Origin of the sequence: Brevibacterium epidermidis NBRC 14811 (genome assembly GCF_001570805.1) — a bacterium.
GTDB classification, from domain to species: domain Bacteria; phylum Actinomycetota; class Actinomycetes; order Actinomycetales; family Brevibacteriaceae; genus Brevibacterium; species Brevibacterium epidermidis.
In genome coordinates this window covers 264,891-283,293 of record NZ_BCSJ01000015.1, presented here as the reverse complement: position 1 = coordinate 283,293, position 18,403 = coordinate 264,891, and the positions used below count along the sequence as shown (strand labels likewise).

Below are 18,403 nucleotides of genomic sequence, written 5' to 3'. Positions count from 1 at the left end.
GCCGGATCCCAAGCCGGGCATTCGATATGATGATTTCATCATGCCATTGAATCAGCTTCAGCGCCCCCTGTACGAGGTCAAGGCGAACCTCTTCAAGGGCCTCGCCCACCCGTTCCGCATCCGCATCCTCGAGCTCCTCTCCGGCAACGACGAGGTCAGTGTGGCCGATCTGCAGGCCGAGACCGCACTCGAGGCCTCCCACCTCTCGCAGCATCTCGCGGTGCTGCGGCGCCACCGTCTCGTCGAATCCGAACGTCGAGCCAGCCATGTCTACTACCGTCTGGCCGACCGCCGCACCGCAGAGCTCCTCGCGGTGGCCAGGAGCCTGCTGCTGACGATGCTCGAAGACGATGAGCAGCGGCTCGCCGAGGCCCGGTCTCTGCCGACAATCCCGGGCGCGGAAACCGCATGAGCCCCGCATCGCTGCTGCGCCACACCCGGTCTCTGCTGCCGTCGCTCGCCGACTACCGTGAGACCCGCCGCTCCTGGCCGAAGGACCTGCTGGCCGGTGCCACCGTCGGCATCGTCGCCCTGCCCCTGGCTCTGGGCTTCGGGGTCAGTTCCGGGCTCACAGCCGAACAGGGACTCATCACCGCGATCGTCGCGGGCTTCCTCGCCGCGGTCTTCGGCGGATCCCACCTGCAGATCTCCGGTCCCACCGGCGCCATGGCCGTCGTCCTCGTGCCGATCGTGGCCAGCCACGGCGCCGAGGCGGTCATCGCCGTCACTCTCATCGCCGGCCTCATCGTCGTCGCCGCCGGTCTGCTGCGTCTTGGCCGAACCGTGTCGTTCATCCCGTGGCCGGTGATCGAGGGATTCACTGTCGGCATCGCCGCGATCATCTTCCTCCAGCAGGTGCCGTTCGTGACGACCCCTGATGATCTGGCTCCGGGTGAAGTGAGCACGAATGCCTTCGCCGCCGCCGTGCAGCTCGTGTCCTCGGCGGACTGGTCGTATCTGCCCTATTCTCTGGGCGCCGTCGCGATCGTCGCCGTCTGCATGGTGGTGGCGCCGAAGATCCATGAGTCGATTCCCGGATCGCTCGTCGGCATCATCGTCGTCACCGTGCTCGCCGGAATCGTGCCCAACCCCTTGGCCACGATCGAAGCAATCCCGCAGTCGCTTCCGGCCCCCAGTCTGCCGGTCATCGATCCTGCCGCCCTGCCGACTCTGCTGCCGGCGGCGGGCACGATCGCCGCACTCGCGGCCATCGAATCGCTGCTCTCGGCCAGGGTCGCTTCGTCGATGTCCGACGCCGGCGCGTACCAGCCCGACCGTGAGCTCGTCGGTCAGGGCGTCGCTTCGATCGGGTCCTCGCTCTTCGGCGGCATTCCTGCCACCGGTGCCATCGCTCGCACCTCAGTGAACATCCGTGCCGGCGGTCGCACGCGCTTGGCCTCGATCGTTCACGCGCTCGTGCTGCTGCTCATCGTGTTGGTGGCAGCGGCGCCGGTGAGCAGGATTCCGCTCGCGGCTCTCGGCGGAGTCCTCTTCGTCACCGCGGTGCGGATGGTGAACGTCGATACGATGCGCTCGATTCTGCGGTCGACGAGATCCGATGCCTTCGGGTTCATCATCACCGCGCTCATCACCGTCTCGTTCGACCTCATCGTCGCTGTGGGCATCGGTGTCGTCGTGGCAGCGGTCTTCGCTCTGCGGAAGCTGTCATCGATGACGTCCGTGCGCATCGAACGCCTCTCGGAATCGGAGTCCGCGGATCCGAGTGACGAGAGGATCGCGATCGTCCATTTCCGAGGACCGCTGTTCTTCGCCTCGGCCGATCGCATCTCGAATGAGGTTCTGGACCTCCGGGGAGTCGAGGTCGTCGTCCTGCGCATGTCGCAGCTCGAACTCGTCGACGCCACCGGCGCCCACATCCTCACCGATATGGTCACGGCTTTCGAGCGTCGCGGGATCACGGTGCTCATCAAGGGAGTCAGGGACAGCCAGGCCGGTCTGTTCGAACAGGTCGGGGTGCTCGCCGCACTGCGCCACCACCGGCACCTCTTCGACGAGCTGCCGGCCGCCCTCGACCATGCCCGCTCGCATGTGGAGCGGGCACGGCAGAGCTGACGGGGTTTCAGCCGGCCTTCTTCTCGGGGCGGGCGAAGATGTTCGACGGGAAGGCACCGGACTTCGCGATGACGCGCAGCAGGTCACGGCTCGGCGAGAGCAGCGATTCGATCGTCTCGTCATCGAGGACCGACCATGCGGCCACGACTGTGCCGTCGGTGAGGACTTCGACCTGTTCCTTCAGGTCACGTCCCGCCTCGGTGATGGTGGGAAGGTCAAACCCGCGGTCGTCCTTGTCCACGGTGATCAGCCCCGCCTCGGCGAGCCTGGTTTGCGCGGTCTGCCATTCCTCGTCGGTGTAGCCGCGGGTCTTCTGCGCGGCCCGGGGACGGAATCCGGCGCCGGTCGCGACGTCGAGCATGAGGGCGTCGATTCCGGGCACACCGGCGGTGACGAGGGAGGCGACGTGGCCGTCGCCGCGGAATTCGCGGGCCACGGTCGCCACGTCCCACATCTTCTCGAACGCGGTGGTCGCCTGGTGGCCGCCGATGACATCGGCGGTGGCGGCGGCCAGGGTGCGGCCGGAGAAGTCCATGGTGGCGAGCACGGGAGCCAGCGTCTCCGTCATCTGGGTGGCCGCCTCGGTGAGCAGGGCGATGTCGTCACGGTCGCCGAAGAGTTCGGCCATAAACGCGCTCACGGCGTCGAAGCGGGCCTGGACCATCTGCTCCGGGGTCACGGTCTCCCACAGGCGGGGCAGCATATCGGCGACGAAGTTCGGGGAATAGTTGTAATACGCGGCGCTGACGACTCCGGGATTCACCCGTCCCAGCGGAGCCGAACGGGCGGCCATATTGCCCTCGACTCCGGGTTCGAGTCCGTACTTCGCGTATTCGGCGCCGACCGTCTGCGAGAAGTAGATCGACGAGTGGAATGAGTTGATGCGGGCCGAGACCGCTCTGATGTTCTGTGTGCGCTGGGAATCCATATCGTCATCCTATGGGCGGTCCCGTCCCAGGTAAATGGGTATGCGTGTCCGTCGTCGCCGGGAGATTAGCGCAGTGTCATAGGACCTAAATCGCTCCGTCCTCCCCCGAGGCGGCTGGACTTCGCCGTCGATCCGCCTACCGGCGCGCACGTCCGATCGTGCACATTTGCCGCGTCAGACCCCGGTGCTACGGTCTGAGCATGGAGTGACACGGACCGTTAGCGATCACGGCATCGTCCTGGTCGGCCAGCGATCCCGCCAACCGCATTTGCACAGCGTCCGGCTTGGAGGTCAGATGAGGATCGCACTGTTCGCCACCTGCATCGTCGATGCGATGTATCCCGAGGTTGCGCAGGCAACCGTGAGGATTCTGCGCCGGCTCGGCCACGAGGTGATCTTCCCCGAAGGTCAGTCCTGCTGCGGGCAGATGCACATCAACTCCGGAAAATTCGCACAGGCTGAACCGGTCATCGCCAATCACGTCCGCGCCTTCACGAGCACCGAATGGGACGTCGCCGTCGCCCCCTCCGCCTCCTGTGTGGCCTCTCTGAGCCACCAGCAGCCGATGGTCGCCGAGCGGATGGGCAATGATGCTCTGGCCTCCGAAGCCTCCGAGGTGGCCGACCGCACCTATGAACTCACCCAGTTCCTCACCGATATCGAAGGCGTCACGGATGCCGCAGCCGACCTCGGCTCGTACTTCCCGCACCGAGTCACGTATCACCCTTCGTGCCACGGAATGCGGCTGCTGCGCCTCGGCGACCGGCAGTCCTCCCTCGTCCGGTCGGTCGAGGGCATCGACTTCGTCGAACTGCCCCTGGCCGATTCCTGCTGCGGGTTCGGCGGCACCTTCTCCGTGAAGAACCCCGAGGTGTCCTCGGCGATGCTCGCCGACAAGGTGCGCACGATCCAGGCGACCGAAGCCGATTTGTGCACCGGCGGCGACGCCTCCTGCCTGCTGCACATCGGCGGCGGAATGTCCCGGTTCGAACGCACCGGACGCTTCGACGGCGCCCCGGACGTCACGGCCATCCACGTCAAGGAGACGAGCACGACCGATGCTCAGGGACACACGACCGAGAGACTGACCACGGTCGTCGGCGCCGACGATGACGACCACCTCACCCCAGGCCAGCGAGGCACCGCTCCGGCCGAGCCGAGCCGGACCCAGTCCGGGTTCCGCGTCGGTCAGGCCGCGGTCCATTTGGCCCGGATCCTCGCGTCGACGAAGGATGACCCGTTGCGGGTGCCGAGCGAAGGAGCAGAAGTGAGCGGAGGGAGCCTGCGATGACCTTTCTGGGAATGCCGCTGCTGCCGTCGAAACGACGCAGCGATCTGCCCGCCGGGCAGGGCAACATCATCGAAGCCGAGGCCTTTCCCGAGGCCTCACACGAACATCTGAGCAACCAGCAGCTGCGCAACAACATCGGCCATGCGACCTCATCGATCCGATCCAAGCGCGCCGAGGTCGTCTCCGAGCTCGACGACTGGGAAGCCCTGCGCGATGCCGGTGAAGCCACGAAGAACGAGGTGATGGCGAACCTGCCCGAATACCTCGAACAGTTCGAAGCCGCGTTCACCGCCGCCGGCGGCATCATCCACTGGGCCCGTGACGCCGATGAGGCCAATGCCATCGTCACCGAGCTCGTCGAGGACAATGCCCCGGTGCTCGACAACGGTCGCCGCGAGGTCATCAAGGTCAAGTCGATGGCCACTCAGGAAATCGGGCTCAACGAACACCTCGAGACCGAGGGCATCGATGCGTTCGAGACGGACCTGGCCGAACTCATCGTCCAGCTCGGCGAGGACAAACCCAGCCATATCCTCGTTCCCGCCATCCACCGCAACCGGGATGAGATCCGTGAGATCTTCATGGACAAGATGCCCGACGCCGGAGAGCTGACGAACGAACCGGCCGTCCTCGCCGAGGCGGCCCGCCGACATCTGCGCCACAAATTCCTTACCACGAAGGTCGCGATCTCCGGAGCGAACTTCGGCATCGCAGAGACCGGCACCCTCGGCGTAGTCGAGTCCGAAGGCAACGGGCGGATGTGCCTGACCCTGCCGGAGACGCTCATCACCGTCATGGGCATCGAGAAGCTGCTGCCGAAGTTCGCCGACCTCGAGGTGTTCATGCAGCTGCTGCCCCGGTCGTCCACCGGCGAGCGGATGAACCCGTACACCTCGTTCTGGACCGGTGTGTCCGAAGGCGACGGTCCGCAGAACGTCCACCTCATCCTCCTCGACAACGGACGCACCCGAGCGCTGGCCGACGAGCACGGACGAACGGCTCTCAACTGCATCCGCTGCTCGGCCTGCATGAACGTCTGCCCCGTCTACGAACGCACCGGCGGCCACGCCTACGGCTCGACCTATCCGGGACCGATCGGCGCGATCCTGTCCCCGCTGCTCACAGGAGTCGAAGAGCAGGGCAACGGTTCGCTGCCGTACGCCTCGAGCCTGTGCGGCGCCTGCTACGACGTGTGCCCCGTGAAGATCAACATCCCGGAGATCCTCGTCCATCTGCGCAACGAGGATGTCGAAGCCAACCACTCCCCCGTGTCCTCCCAGCTTGACGCCGCCCTCACCGGTGCGTCCTGGATGATGGGCGACGGAAAGCGGATGGCCGCGGCGGAGAAGGGACTGCCCCTGGCGCACAAGGTCACCGGCGGTGAGCAGATCAACGACCTGCCCGGAATCGCCGGCGCTTGGACGTCGAGCCGTGACATTCCGGCCCTGCCGGAGAAGAGCTTCCGGCAGCTGTGGGCCGAAGAAGAAGCCGACGGCCAGGACGAGGAAGGACAGCGATGACCGACACCGCCCGCGAGGAGATCCTCGCCCGCATCAGTGAAGCACTCGGTCGCCGCGGCGGCGGGGAATACGTGTCGTCCTCACCGAAGTCGGCGACACCGGGCCGGGTCGGCACGGCGGACTCGGATTCCGGTGGGGCCGCCTCGGCGAAGGATGCTGCCACGGCCGCGGACTCCGGTTACCACCATAAGGGTGCGCACACGGGTGAGGACCTCGTCGAACTGCTCATCGACCGCCTCGTCGACTACAAAGCGAACGTGCACCGCGCCGATGGTGACCCGAGTGCCACGATCGCCGAACTCATCGGCGATCATTCCTCGGTCGTCGTCCCCCGCGGTCTCGACGAGTCCTGGGTGGAGGGCTTCTCCGGTGAGGTGCGGGTCGATGCCCCGGGTGAGGAGCTCACCGTCGACGAACTCGATGGTCAGGGTGCGGTGGTGACCGCCTCGGCGGTGGCGATCGCGCAGACCGGGACGATCGTGCTCGACAGTTCGCCTGCCTGCGGACGACGGGCGATCACGCTCGTGCCCGACCATCATGTGTGCATCGTCCGCGTCGACGACATCGTCGACATCGTCCCCGAGGGGATCGCCCGCCTCGACGCGCACGCACCGCTGACGTTCATCTCCGGGCCTTCGGCCACGAGCGATATCGAACTCAGCCGGGTCGAAGGTGTGCACGGTCCGCGCACTCTCGACGTCATCATCCTCAACGGATGAGCCGACCGGGAGCTGTCGGTTCTGCCGCGCCGAAGTGTGCGAACGCCTCGGCGAGTGCGGAACAATGGAGTCCATGACCACGGCGCAGACTCTTCAGTATCCGCGGCCGGATGACCGGCCACGACGTCGCAGCGGGCGGACGAAGCTCATCGTCTCCGCCGTCGTCATCGTCATCACTCTCATCATCGGAGTGATCGCGGCCGACCGCATCGTCGACTACACCACGGAGCAGCGCATCGCCGATGGACTGGCCGGCTACGGTGAGTCCGAGGTCTCCGTCGAAGGCTTCCCCATCCTCACGCAGCTGGCCTCCAAAGAGCTGAACTCGGTGCATGTCACCGCTCACGAAGCGACCTATGAGGGCGTCGACTTCACCGATGTCGATGCGAAGCTCTATGACGTTCCGACCAGCGGGTCGAAGCCGATCGGCACCGTCGACGGCACTGCGGTGCTCCCCCACTCGACGCTTGATGAGCTTGCCGCGGAACATGCGAACCTGCCCGAAGGGATGTCGTTCACGACCGTCGATGGCGAGCTCTTCCTCAAGGGCTCGATGCTCGGTCAGGATCTGCTCGTGGGCATCGACCCGAAGACCGACGGCAGACGGGCCGTCGTCGATGCGACCACGATCAAGCTCGGTTCGGCGGAGTTCTCCCTCGACCGCCTGCCATCATTCCTCACCTCGGCGATCTCCGATATCGTCATCGACCTCGACTTCCTGCCCGCTGGTCTCGAGCTCACGGACATCACCGCCACCGACTCGGGACTGCAGGTCCGCCTCCACGGATCCGGGGTCAGCCTGCAGTGACAGGCGGGGAAGCCTGGCGGCAACGGTCGGGTCGGGCCGCCTCGGCGATCGGGTAATGTTCCGGTCGTGACGACTCCCATCCCCGCCGAAACCGCCGACGATTCCCGTCGCTACCGCCCCGATCCGACCGTCCTCGCCGCACTGACCTCGCCGAGGCTGCTCACTCGTGAGGTCTTGGCCGGGCTTGTCGTCGGTCTGGCCCTCATCCCCGAGGCGATCGCGTTCTCGATCATCGCCGGGGTCGACCCGAAGGTCGGGCTGTTCTCCGCGTTCATCATGGCGATCTCGATCGCGTTCCTCGGCGGGCGACCGGCCATGATCTCGGCGGCGACCGGAGCTGTGGCGCTCGTCATCGCCCCCGTCGCTCGCGAACACGGGATGGACATGTTCATCGCCACCGTCATGCTCGCCGGAGTCTTCCAGATCCTGCTTGCCGTGGCAGGAGTCGCGAAGCTCATCCGCTTCATCCCTCGCAGCGTCATGGTCGGGTTCGTCAACGCCCTGTCGATCCTCGTCTTCGCGGCCCAGGTCCCCCACGTCATCGGGGTGCCGTGGATGGTCTACCCGCTCTTGGCCATCGGCATCGTCGTGCTCATGTTCATGCCGAAGCTGACGAAGGTCGTGCCGGCACCGCTGGTCACGATCGTGCTCATCACCGGCATCGCCATCGTCTTCGCCATCGATGTCCCCACCGTCAGCGATCAGGGCGAGCTGCCTCGCAGCCTGCCCGAGCTCTTCATTCCGGACATCCCGCTGACTTGGCAGACCTTCACCACGATCGCGCCCTATTCGCTGGCCATGGCTCTGGTCGGGCTGATGGAATCGCTCATGACGGCCAAACTCGTCGACGAGATCACCGATACGCACTCGAACAAGACACGTGAGTCCTGGGGTCAGGGTGCCGCGAACATGATCTCCGGACTCTTCGGCGGCATGGGCGGGTGCGCAATGATCGGGCAGACGATGATCAACGTCCGTGCCTCGGGTGCGAGGACCCGGATCTCGACGTTCATGGCCGGAGCGTTCCTGCTCATCCTCGTCGTCGTGCTCGGCGACATCGTGGGCATGATCCCGATGGTCGCTCTCGCTGCCATCATGATGATGGTCTGCGTCGACACCTTCGACTGGCATTCGATCCGCCCCTCGACGCTGCGGATGCTGCCGAAGTCCGAGACCTTCGTCATGATCGCCACCGTTGCGGTCGTCGTCGCCACCGGCAATCTCGCCATCGGCGTCGTCGTCGGAGTGTTCGTGGCCAGTGTGCTCTTCGTTCGGCGGGTCGCCCACTTCGTCACCGTCGAACGCACGGTCACCGTGCCGGATATCGGTGTGGATGCGGATGGTCCCACCGGCACCGAGGCGGGGCGAGACGAAAATGCTTCCACCGCCGAGGCGGTCGCCCGCTATGTGGTGCGCGGCGAGCTGTTCTTCGCCTCCTCAAACGACCTGACGACTCAGTTCAGATACACGCACGATCCCGATCACGTCGTCATCGATATGACGGAATCGCACGTCTGGGACGCGTCAACCGTTGCCGCCCTCGATGCGATCGTGACGAAGTACGAGGCGCAGGGCACGCGTGTGGAGATCACCGGAATGAACGCCTATACCGAAACTCTGCATGCTCGGCTCTCCGGTGGTCTGGGCTAGTGCCTGGCGATGCTGGGGTAGCGTCCTGCGGGCAGGGTTAGTGTCCGGCGACGCTGCGTAGACGGCATCCACCCCGAGTTCCCCCGATAAGTGGGGCCAGATTGCCATTTTCGCGGCAGAAACGTGCAATCTGTACCCACTTATCTCTCGCTGACGCGGGTGCATTCCCACAGCCGGGTCTCAGCCGCCCTGCGTAATGTCGGCGGTGACACGTCGACCAACTGAGAAGGACCGTGCCATGGCATTCGACAAATTCCTCGACAAAGCCAAGAACCTCGCCAATGACCCCAAGGTCAAGGACAAGCTCAATTCGGACAAGGCCGAGAAGGTCACCGATTCCGTCCTCGACAAGGCCGCCGGTGTCGCCGACTCCCTGACCGGAGGCAAGCACTCGGACAAGATCAATAAGGCCCGGGATGCGGCCGATGACGCCATCGGCAATGACCGTGGTCAGAACGGTGGCACTGATCGCGGAGACGATCAGGCCGGTGGTGCGAACCGAGATGACAATGGTTTCGACGGCGACAATGGACCTGCCGGAAACCGCTGACCACTGATCTTCTGCTTCAATTGATCGAGCCCCTGCCGAATGTGGCAGGGGCTCGATCTCTGTTCGGCGAGGCCCCGCCGGTGGAACGACCGCTGCGGTCGGCGCCGATGTTGTGCCACGTCAAGACCGGTTCGGCAGAACTGTCAGCTCAGTCACTGAAGCACGGCGCGCGGCGGAAGAGTGTGTGAGAATGGCAGTCTGCGTCAAGCCGCGCTGTGCCGACCATCCACTACTGCCACAGGAGGTGCCATGCGATCGCCCATTCCGGATTTCCTCGATGAGACGCTTGATCGTTTCCGTCCCGACCGGTCCGGTGAGAATGCGGACTACATCCCGGCTCTCGCTGCCGCCGATCCGGAGAAGCTCGCTATCTGCATCTCCACCCTCGACGGCATCGAATACACCTCCGGCGATGCCGAGCATGCGTTCTCCATCCAGTCGATGTCGAAGCCGTTCATCTACGGCCTCGCCCTCGAACAGGAGGGCCTGGCGGGAGTCTTCGAAAAGGTCGGCGTCGAACCCAGCGGGGAGAAGTTCAACGAGCTCTCCCTCGACAAGAAGTCGGGTCGGCCGCTCAACCCGATGATCAACGCCGGAGCGATGACCATCCACTCCATCCTCGGCGATCCGGGAGCGAGCCTGGCCGAACGCACCGAGATCGTCCGCTCCGGCCTCTCCCGCTTCGCCGGGCGGGAGCTGACCATCGACGAAGACGTCGCCGACGGCGAATGGCGTGAGGCCTACCGCAATGTCGCAATCGCGAACATGCTCCGGTCCTACGACATCTTCTACGACGACCCCGACGAGGTGGTCCGCGGCTACATCGAACAGTGCTCGATCCTCGTCACGGTCAAGGACCTCGCGATCATGGCCGCCACCCTGGCCGGAGGCGGCCTCAACCCGCTGACCGGCGAACAGGTGCTCTCCCCCAGGGTCAACCGGCATGTGCTCGCGGTCATGATGACCTGCGGCATGTACGACGCTGCGGGCGACTGGATGACGGAGATCGGGATGCCCGCAAAGAGCGGCGTCTCCGGCGGAGTTTTCGGAGTCATGCCCGGTCAGGTCGGCATTGCGACCCTCTCTCCGCGCCTGGACAGACACGGCACGAGCGTGCGCGGGGCCAAGATCTTCCGAGACCTCTCCGACCGGTTGAGCCTGCACATCATGGATGCACCGGAACCGGCCCGTTCGATCATCCGCCGCGACCGCCGCTTCGTCGACAGCGAGGGCAATATGGTCCGCATCTGCAGCCTCCAGGGACTCATCCAGTGGAGCGGGTCGGAGAACGTCCTGCGCGCGATGGACGAACCGGAATCGCCCACGGACACTTTCGTGCTCGACCTGCGTCGGGTCAATGAGATCAACTCGGTGGCCAGGTACATGCTCACCGAGGCGCTGTCCCGCCTCGAGGACGACGGCATCCGCGTGGTGCTCATGGATCCCGACGACTTGATGCAGTGCAAGGGTCCGAATTCGGCGCTGCCGGGCGTGGAGATCCTCGATTCGCTCAAATCGGTCAAGGGACTCAAACGCGTCCGCGACGATCGCCGCCGGGAGATGGCCGAACGCATCAGGTAGTTCAGTCGGGCCGGGCGGAGTCGGGTCTCCCGACTGGTTGAACCCGTAGGGTGGGCACTGAACGGCATTTGGTAAGGTGAGCCTAACCGAATTCCTGCGCCGAGGCGGCTCCGCCGTCCGGACCCGGCCTCGAGCCCGCAGGGGTACCCCGCTTGAGAAAGGCCGTTGATGACGACCGCACCGAACACCCCCGAGCGCACTGCCCGACCTGCCCGCGCACAGGCGATCCTCACCGTCCTCGAGGTCACCGAGGTCACCCCGCACCTGGTGCGGATCCGCTTCGGCGGTGATGACACCTTCGACAACATCACCGTCAACGATGCGACCGACAAGTACGTCAAACTCCTCTTCGCCGACTCCGCCCACGGGCTCGTCCCGCCCTATGATCTCGACGAGCTGCGTGAGCAGGCTCCGGAGAAGCTGCCGAGTCGCCGCACCTACACGGTCCGTGAGATCGACGTCGACGAGAAGTGGCTGAGCATCGACTTCGTCATCCATGACGATGCCGGGATCGCCGGCCCCTGGGCGAAGAACGCCGCTCCCGGTGACAGGCTCGTGCTCTTCGGAGCCGGCGGCAAGTACGCTCCCGCCGCCGAGTCCGATTGGCACCTGTTCATCGCCGACCTGTCAGCGATTCCCGCAGTGAGCACGGCCCTCGAGGCGATGCCTGCCGATGCGCGCGGAGTCATCATCGCCCATGTCGCCGAGGCGGCCGACCGGGTTCTGCCCGAGGTGCCTGCCGGCATCGAGGTGAAGTGGGTGGACTCGTATGACGAGCTCATCAGCAGCGTCCAGGAATTGGAGTGGCTTGCCGGCACCCCGCAGGTCTTCGCCCACGGCGAGCGCGAGGCGATCAAGTCGATCCGCAAGGTGCTCAAGGAACGCGAAGTGCCGCGCGAGGCACTGTCGATCTCGGCCTACTGGGCCGATGGCCGTGCCGAGGACCAGTTCCAGGCCGAGAAGCGCGAACCCATCGGCAAGATCGACTGAGTCGAGCGTCCGCCTCCGAGACACCCACATTCACCGACCGCTCATGCTGCCGTCGAACGCTCACCGCATAACGCGGTACAGCGACGGCACCATGAGCGGTCGGCGTTTGGTGTCAGCGGCGGCGGCGCGTCAGCAGGAAGGCTGCGACCCCGATGGCGATGAGTCCGAGGGCGATGCCGCCGAGGATGAGGTACTGACCAAGGTCAGCGCCTGTGCGCGGCAGCGGGTCCCCATCGGAGTCCGCAGAGTCCTCGGAGCCTTCCGCAGAACCCTCGGCGTTCGCGGTGTCTTCGGCACCGTCGGCGGACTCATCGGGTCCGGACGACGCACTCGAACCGGCGGTTCCCGCGTCGGAGTCCAAGCCAGTGCCGTCGGCGTCGGAATCCGAGCCGGTGCCGGCTGAATCGGAACCGGTACCGCCGGCGTCCGATCCCGCGTTGGATTCGCTGCCCGCACCATCGGCGCCGGCCGCGGCGTCCGCACCGGCACCCGCATCCTCGTCAGACCCAGCGTTCTCGTCTCCGTCGTCTTCAGCGCCGTCATCTCCACCGCCGTCGGCCAGGTCCGCCACCGAATACAGGCTCGTGGTTCCTGAGACCTCATTGCCGACGACGAGCGCAGCCTCACCCGTCGGCGACTCATCGGCGCCGAGGAACGTAATGCCCTCCGGCCCGAGGTCTCCGGCGCCCGCGAGCAGCGCACCAGGATCCGAGACATCTCCGATCTCGTCCTCTACGGAGACAGAGAAGTCCCGATTGTTGAAGTAGGTCGCGAACTTCGGGGCGCTCGGGTTGCTGAGGTCGAAGGCGGCGATTCCGCCGATGCGCTCGAAGCCGACGAACGCGTAGGTCGTCTCCCCCACCTGGCCGATGGTCAGTGCCTCGGGCTCTGGCCCCTTGTCGTCGCTGCGTCCTTCGAGGTTCGACTCGGAGTGGTTGGAGTTGAAGAATTCCGGCACCGCCTCGGCGGTCAGCTGTTCGAACTCATCCCCCGAATCGGCGACGAGCTTCCCATCCGTCGTCCACACGGAAAACGACCGGCCGCCGAAAGCCACGAGCTCCTCGTAGCAGTCCCCGGCCTCGTTCAGGCCCAGATCCGTGATGATGTTCAGTCGTCCGAGATCCTCATCGCCGATTTTGTCCGCCAGCGGCGAGGTCTCACAGACCGGTGCCAGCCCGTCCTCGCCGAGGTCCTTGACCCTGGCCGCATCGACGAAGTCGCCCCATTCGCGGGAGTCGCCCTCGTTCGCGGTCACCAGATAGTCGGTGCCACCCGAGGTGAACGTCGAGATCGTGTCGGGCATATACGCGCCCTTGAGACCTTCGTGTTCCGTGATGTTCACGGTCGGGGCATCCTTGGGATCGCGGTCCGAAGCATCAAGTCCGTTGCCCGCCTGACCATGGTCTTTCAATCCCAGCGGCAGGATCTCCTCCACCGTCGCCGAGGCGATATCGACGACCGCGATCGCGTTCGCCTCCTGCAGGGTGGCGTAGGCCTTGTCACCGGCTACGGTGATGTATTCGGGTTCGAGGTTGCGCGAGACCGGCAGGTCATCTTCGGGTGTGGGTCCGAAGATCCGCACATCTTCGGGCAGGGTCTTCGCCCCGCCCTCTTCGAATTCGTGGAAGTCCGCGGTGTGCACATCCGACTCCGACGACGCGGCCACCTCGGCGGGCAGGTCGATGACGGACACCGAGCCTTCGGGATCGGTCGAGAAATCGTCGGCCGGCTCGCCCTCGTTCGCGACGAGGGCATGGGTGCCGTCCGGAGTGACCGTGACCATGTCGGGCAGAGAACCGACCGGAACCTCGCCGAGGATGTCCGCCGTGGGGTCGTTCGCGTCGAAGAACATCACGGTGCCGGGCTTCGTCTTGTCCTCGTCTTCGAGGGCGATGACGCCGAGGCCGTCCTCGCGGATGGAGATCGAGTTCGCGACGCCGGTGCCGGTGATCTCGTCGACCTTCTGCGGTTCCGTCGGTTCCGAGGCGTCGATGACGTCGACGGTGGCGGACTGAGCGTTGACGGTGAAGACCGTGTCGCCGTGGGCGGCGGTGATCTCGGCGGCGGACTCATCGAACTGACCGGTCTCGTGGGATCCGAGGAAGTCCATCTCGATCTGCGCATCCGCGGCCGAGGAGCTGATGGGCTCGTCGACTTCTGCAGCGTGCGCGGGACCTGCTTCGGTCGTCGCACCGCCGACGGTGAAACCGGTGGCCAGCAGGAGTGCGGCCGCCGAGGCCGTGAGCGTCTTCGCAGACAGGGGGTTCGTCATCGAGTCTCCGGGGTCGAAAGGGCGTCGCGGGCCGAATTGCCCACAATCACCTATTCCTAGACACCCGGAATGGACCGGTTCCGAACCGCAGATGGACGGATGGTGAACATGCTCACCTGCAAGGCGATCCGGCACGAACCAGCGATCACGCCGGAAAGGGTGGCGAAAGGGTCGTGGTCAGGCGAGATCGAGGTGGTCGGCCACCTCGGCGACCTTGCACTTCGCTGCCGCGTCGAGATCACGGACCGGCAGCGGCAGACTGTTCGGACCCACGAGGTCGAGGTGTTCGGCGATGGCAGCGGTCACGCGGAGGCTGCCCCCGAACTGCGCGAACAGATCCCACAGCGGCTGCAGCTCAGCGGAGAGGTCGCGGGCGAGTTCTGCGTTGCCGAGGTCGGCTGCGCGGGTGATCTCAAGTGTCTGGTCGGGAAGGGTGCCGCCGATGACCGTGTACCAGGCATCGCAGCCGGCGATGAGGCCTTCGGCACCATGGGCGTCGCCGGAAATGCCGATCGTCACCTCGTTGCCGATGGCTGCGCGGATCTGGCCGATGCGCTCATCCCACTCGGCAGGTGAGGCAGGTTTTCCGGGGATCTTGATCGAGGCGATCCCGTCGAGGGCCGCCAGACGTGCGTAGAGCTCGGTGGTGAACGTGAAGTGTGTGGTGCCGGGATTGTCATAGACGACGATGGGCAGGTCAGTGGATTCAGTGACCGTGCGGAAGAGCTCGAACACTTCATTCTCGGTCAGCGGCTGGTAGCTCACCGGCGCCAGCAGCAGCCCCTGAGCTCCGGCGGCCTCGGCGGAGGCGACATTGGCCAGAACGTCTTTCGTTCGCAGTGCCCCGACCCCGATGAAGACCGGGATGTCGAGAGCGGATTCGACGGCTACCTCGGCCACCCGGGCACGCTCGTCGAGGTTGAGATACGCGTACGAACCGGTCGAGCCCAACGCCGTGATCGAGTCGACTCCGGCAAGGACGAGACGTTCGATGAGTCCGATGAAGGCGTCCTCGTCGACGGCTTCGTCCTTCAACGGAGTGAGCGGGAAGGCGCTCAGTCCGGTGAACAGGGACGGGTCGTGATTGGGGGCGTTCATCGTCGGGCCTCCTGGGGTTGCCGCTGTTGGGTCCGTGTGTGTTCAGTCTGTCAGGTCAGTCGAGTGCTGACAGATAGGTCTCAAACCGATCGAATTGCGGTTGCGCCGAGGCGACTTCCACGACCGCGGCGCCGACGGCATTGGCTGCCCGCAGCGCGCGTTCCGGTTCGAGTCCGCTGGTTAACCCCAGGGTCAGAGCAGCGCAGTAGGCGTCCCCGGCGCCGACGGTGCTCACGGGTTTCGCCGGGACTGCCTCGGCGAAGGCGATCTGCTCACCGCGGGCCAGCAGCGCTGATCCTTTCGCCCCATAAGTGACGGCCACGAGCTTCGCCGTCTGCAGTTGCGGCAGCTGGGAGTGTTCGTACTCATTAACGATGATGAGATCGGCACGGTCGACTACCTCGGCGGGCAGAGGAAGTGCGGGGGCCGCATTGACGGCGAGGAACCCGGGCACGCGGTTCGCGAGTTCGCTGATGAGGTCAAGCGAGATCTCGAGTTGCGTGAGCACGGCTTCGTCCGCGCCGAATTCGATTCCGTCGAGACTGACTGAAGCATTCGCGCCTTCGCACACGGCGATCTGATTCTCACCGTCGGCGTCGACCATAATGAGCGCAGCTCCGGTCTCGGCGGCCACCTCGGCGATGTCGTCGGTGTTCACTCCGGCTGCGCGGAGGGCGTGCAGCATCGCCCGCCCGTCGGAGTCTGCACCGACCGCGCCGATCATGCGGGTCCAGGCGCCGAGGCGGGCGGCAGCGGCGGCCTGGTTCGCGCCCTTTCCGCCGGGCGATCGGCTGAGACGGCCGCCTCCCACGGTTTCGCCGGCGGCGGGAAGTCGGGTGGTGGTGGCGGTGAGATCGGCGTTGATGCTGCCGACGACCGTCAGGGAGCAGTCGATGGTCATGGCTCCATTATCGACGATCGGCTGCCGAACTATCGACGATCGGACACCGACAGCGGAAGAGCGGACAGGACGATGCCGAGGGGGCCGCTAGTCGACGTGCTCGACCGTGAGAGAGTCGCGGATGTCGAGAACCACCTGCGGGAACTCTTCTTCAGCAGGAGAGGTCTTGATCGCGATTGACAGCTGAGTCCCGTCCACGTCCAGAAGTCGATGCTGTTCCCGCGTGTGGTAGGTATCGAAGTCGTCGATGTACTCAAACCCGGGCGCATCGTAGCCGCCGATTGAGATGGTCTCGAGAGTGTCATAATCCAAGTAGTTGGTTCCGAATACTTCGCACTTCTTCGACGACAGGTTCTCGGGTGTGCACTCGTGCGGCCACCCATCGCGCACCTCGACCTGGAACCACTCATCTTCGCTGACTTCATTGGACGTGTACATGATCACGCCCCTCTTGACCCTGTCTCCCGGACCCCAGGAGTACCACGATTCTGGGGCCGTGATCGTCACTTCGGCAGTGCCGTCCTGGTTGGCTGCAGTGAGCTTCTCCGTCAGCGCCTCCGACGAATCAGCCCCTCCTTCTTTGGAACCGTTGCCGTCGGTGGCGGAATTGCCGGGGTCGGAAGCTTCGCTGGCGTCGTCTGAAGTGCCGGGGTCGTTCGCGCCGCATCCGGTCAGCGGCAGCAGCAGAATCGAGCAGGCGGCAATCACGAGAGAAGTAGTTGTTCGCACGAGCGGACCCTATCAAGGATCCGACGTCCACACGAATGCAGTGGACCGCCGGGGCACGCCGGCTTGTGACAAACAGAGGATTCGAGCCCACAACGGCGCCCGACAAAACAAAAACGCCCCACGATCCCTGATTTCTCAGGGATCGCGGGGCGATCTCTTCGGGGTCCCTGCGTAGAAAGTTCTCAAACCCCACCCCGAAGCTGAAATCGTTGATTTCTCGCTGGAAACGAGGGGTATACCGGGTATCGCAGCGGGCCGATAATACCCCGATTCACGACGTACGAGGGCCTTGCGTAAGGAGGATTGGAAAACCTCAAACCTTTCTCACCCCCGCAGAAGTAGATCGACTTGTCGACGATTACCTCACTGGTTTCAGCGTCGGATACCTCGCTCAGAAGTATGGTGTGCACCGTGCAACCGTCTCGAAGCATCTCACCCGGAGCAACGTCGTGCGCCGCCAGCACGGCCTCACAATCGAGGAAGCCGCAGAGATAGTGAAGCTGCACGGCGGTGGCATCTCAATGCGCGCTATCTCACGCACTCTCGGTGTCGACCGTAAGCAGGTTCGCATCTCCTTAGTCGCAGCTGGTGCACTCGTCGATCAAGCCTCGACCATGAGAATTTAAACGAAGCCTTCCTCGACAAGCACACAACCGCTCTCGGTAATGACATGGGCCTGGCCTGAACCGTCAACGACTCGGCTCCAACTCTCAACCAGCAATCGACCCGTGAATATCGACATCGAGAAGCCGCCGTACATACCTGGATAACCAAAGTACAGATTGTCCAATGTCTCCAACGCGATGATCTCGGAAGGGATTGGCCGAATCTTTACGGGCTCCAAAGACTCGGTACGTTCCTGAATCAGTTCAGATAGGTGCTTGTCCCATGCAGCAAACTTTCGCAACTGGTTGTCGCTCAGATCACGCACGGTCAGAGCATCAGCAAGATGCTGATGATTGCGTTTCAAAGCAATAACGATTGGACGATCGCCTTCAGCGTTCCGTAACGAACGCCATGCTCCGCGGCGGATGAGTTCATCCACGACCTCCGATGAGGCGCCGAGCCAAGCTGCCTGGTGAAGTGGTGTGAACCAAGAGTCACCAGCGATTCTCCATTGATTTACGTTCAGAAATCGCTCTCGATCAAGAAGACGAAATAACGCCTCCCAATTGCCGACTTTGGCAACGTCCGCAAGACGGTTGATGTTGTCGACGTGACTCTCCCTGAGAAGTCCCGCCTCTATCACGCCTGGCCAATCAACTTCCAACTGCCACCCTACGCTCGACATTC

General features: G+C 64.6%; 16 protein-coding genes. 10 read left to right on the top strand and 6 right to left on the bottom strand.

Annotated features, from left to right (window positions below):
- Window positions 1–40: 40 nt before the first annotated feature.
- Window positions 41–412: an ArsR/SmtB family transcription factor gene (locus BEP01S_RS12420; RefSeq protein WP_062243718.1), complete on the top strand. Its 372-nt coding sequence runs from the start codon at window positions 41–43 to the stop codon at window positions 410–412.
- Window positions 409–2,073: a SulP family inorganic anion transporter gene (locus tag BEP01S_RS12415; RefSeq protein ID WP_062243714.1), complete on the top strand. Its 1,665-nt coding sequence runs from the start codon at window positions 409–411 to the stop codon at window positions 2,071–2,073. The genes BEP01S_RS12420 and BEP01S_RS12415 overlap by 4 nt, the downstream gene beginning before the upstream one ends.
- 7 nt (window positions 2,074–2,080) lie before the next feature.
- On the opposite strand, the gene BEP01S_RS12410 is transcribed toward BEP01S_RS12415, so the two are convergent.
- Window positions 2,081–3,001, bottom strand: a complete 921-nt coding sequence (locus tag BEP01S_RS12410; protein ID WP_062243711.1) for an SCO6745 family protein — start codon at window positions 2,999–3,001, stop codon at window positions 2,081–2,083.
- Window positions 3,002–3,296: 295 nt separating this feature from the next.
- Between BEP01S_RS12410 and BEP01S_RS12405 the strand changes: the two genes are divergently transcribed.
- The 8 genes from BEP01S_RS12405 (at window position 3,297) to BEP01S_RS12370 (ending at window position 12,110) form a co-directional block, all read left to right on the top strand.
- On the top strand, window positions 3,297–4,292 hold the full coding sequence (locus BEP01S_RS12405; protein WP_062243709.1) for a (Fe-S)-binding protein: 996 nt from the start codon (window positions 3,297–3,299) through the stop codon (window positions 4,290–4,292).
- The gene (locus tag BEP01S_RS12400) at window positions 4,289–5,812 is read left to right on the top strand and encodes a LutB/LldF family L-lactate oxidation iron-sulfur protein (protein WP_235355047.1); all 1,524 of its coding nucleotides are present in this window, start codon (window positions 4,289–4,291) and stop codon (window positions 5,810–5,812) included. Before BEP01S_RS12405 ends, BEP01S_RS12400 begins: the two co-directional genes overlap by 4 nt.
- A complete protein-coding gene (locus BEP01S_RS12395; RefSeq protein WP_083532702.1) occupies window positions 5,809–6,531 on the top strand; it encodes a LutC/YkgG family protein in 723 nt (240 codons plus the stop codon). Before BEP01S_RS12400 ends, BEP01S_RS12395 begins: the two co-directional genes overlap by 4 nt.
- Before the next feature lie 73 nt (window positions 6,532–6,604).
- The gene (locus BEP01S_RS12390) at window positions 6,605–7,339 is read left to right on the top strand and encodes an LmeA family phospholipid-binding protein (protein WP_062243706.1); all 735 of its coding nucleotides are present in this window, start codon (window positions 6,605–6,607) and stop codon (window positions 7,337–7,339) included.
- Between the two features lie 66 nt (window positions 7,340–7,405).
- Complete coding sequence (locus tag BEP01S_RS12385) at window positions 7,406–8,989, top strand: SulP family inorganic anion transporter (RefSeq protein ID WP_062243703.1); 1,584 nt, start codon at window positions 7,406–7,408, stop codon at window positions 8,987–8,989.
- Between the two features lie 238 nt (window positions 8,990–9,227).
- The gene (locus BEP01S_RS12380; RefSeq protein ID WP_083532701.1) at window positions 9,228–9,539 is read left to right on the top strand and encodes an antitoxin; all 312 of its coding nucleotides are present in this window, start codon (window positions 9,228–9,230) and stop codon (window positions 9,537–9,539) included.
- A 249-nt stretch (window positions 9,540–9,788) separates the two neighbouring features.
- Window positions 9,789–11,120, top strand: a complete 1,332-nt coding sequence (locus BEP01S_RS12375) for a glutaminase (RefSeq protein ID WP_062243700.1) — start codon at window positions 9,789–9,791, stop codon at window positions 11,118–11,120.
- Window positions 11,121–11,288: 168 nt separating this feature from the next.
- Window positions 11,289–12,110 (top strand): siderophore-interacting protein, encoded by an 822-nt coding sequence (locus BEP01S_RS12370; protein WP_062243697.1) that lies wholly within the window; start codon window positions 11,289–11,291, stop codon window positions 12,108–12,110.
- A 112-nt stretch (window positions 12,111–12,222) separates the two neighbouring features.
- On the opposite strand, the gene BEP01S_RS12365 is transcribed toward BEP01S_RS12370, so the two are convergent.
- From BEP01S_RS12365 to BEP01S_RS12340, 5 genes are all read right to left on the bottom strand, one after another.
- Window positions 12,223–14,382 (bottom strand): choice-of-anchor I family protein, encoded by a 2,160-nt coding sequence (locus BEP01S_RS12365; RefSeq protein WP_083532700.1) that lies wholly within the window; start codon window positions 14,380–14,382, stop codon window positions 12,223–12,225.
- A gap of 177 nt (window positions 14,383–14,559) precedes the next feature.
- Window positions 14,560–15,480 (bottom strand): dihydrodipicolinate synthase family protein, encoded by a 921-nt coding sequence (locus tag BEP01S_RS12360; protein WP_062243694.1) that lies wholly within the window; start codon window positions 15,478–15,480, stop codon window positions 14,560–14,562.
- 55 nt (window positions 15,481–15,535) lie between these two features.
- Window positions 15,536–16,381, bottom strand: a complete 846-nt coding sequence (locus BEP01S_RS12355; protein WP_062243692.1) for a PfkB family carbohydrate kinase — start codon at window positions 16,379–16,381, stop codon at window positions 15,536–15,538.
- Window positions 16,382–16,468: 87 nt separating this feature from the next.
- Window positions 16,469–17,110 carry a hypothetical protein gene (locus BEP01S_RS12350; protein WP_157070569.1) on the bottom strand — a complete coding sequence of 214 codons (642 nt, stop codon included), beginning with the start codon at window positions 17,108–17,110 and terminating at the stop codon, window positions 16,469–16,471.
- Window positions 17,111–17,732: 622 nt separating this feature from the next.
- Complete coding sequence (locus tag BEP01S_RS12340; RefSeq protein ID WP_062244344.1) at window positions 17,733–18,380, bottom strand: ankyrin repeat domain-containing protein; 648 nt, start codon at window positions 18,378–18,380, stop codon at window positions 17,733–17,735.
- Window positions 18,381–18,403: the final 23 nt, after the last annotated feature.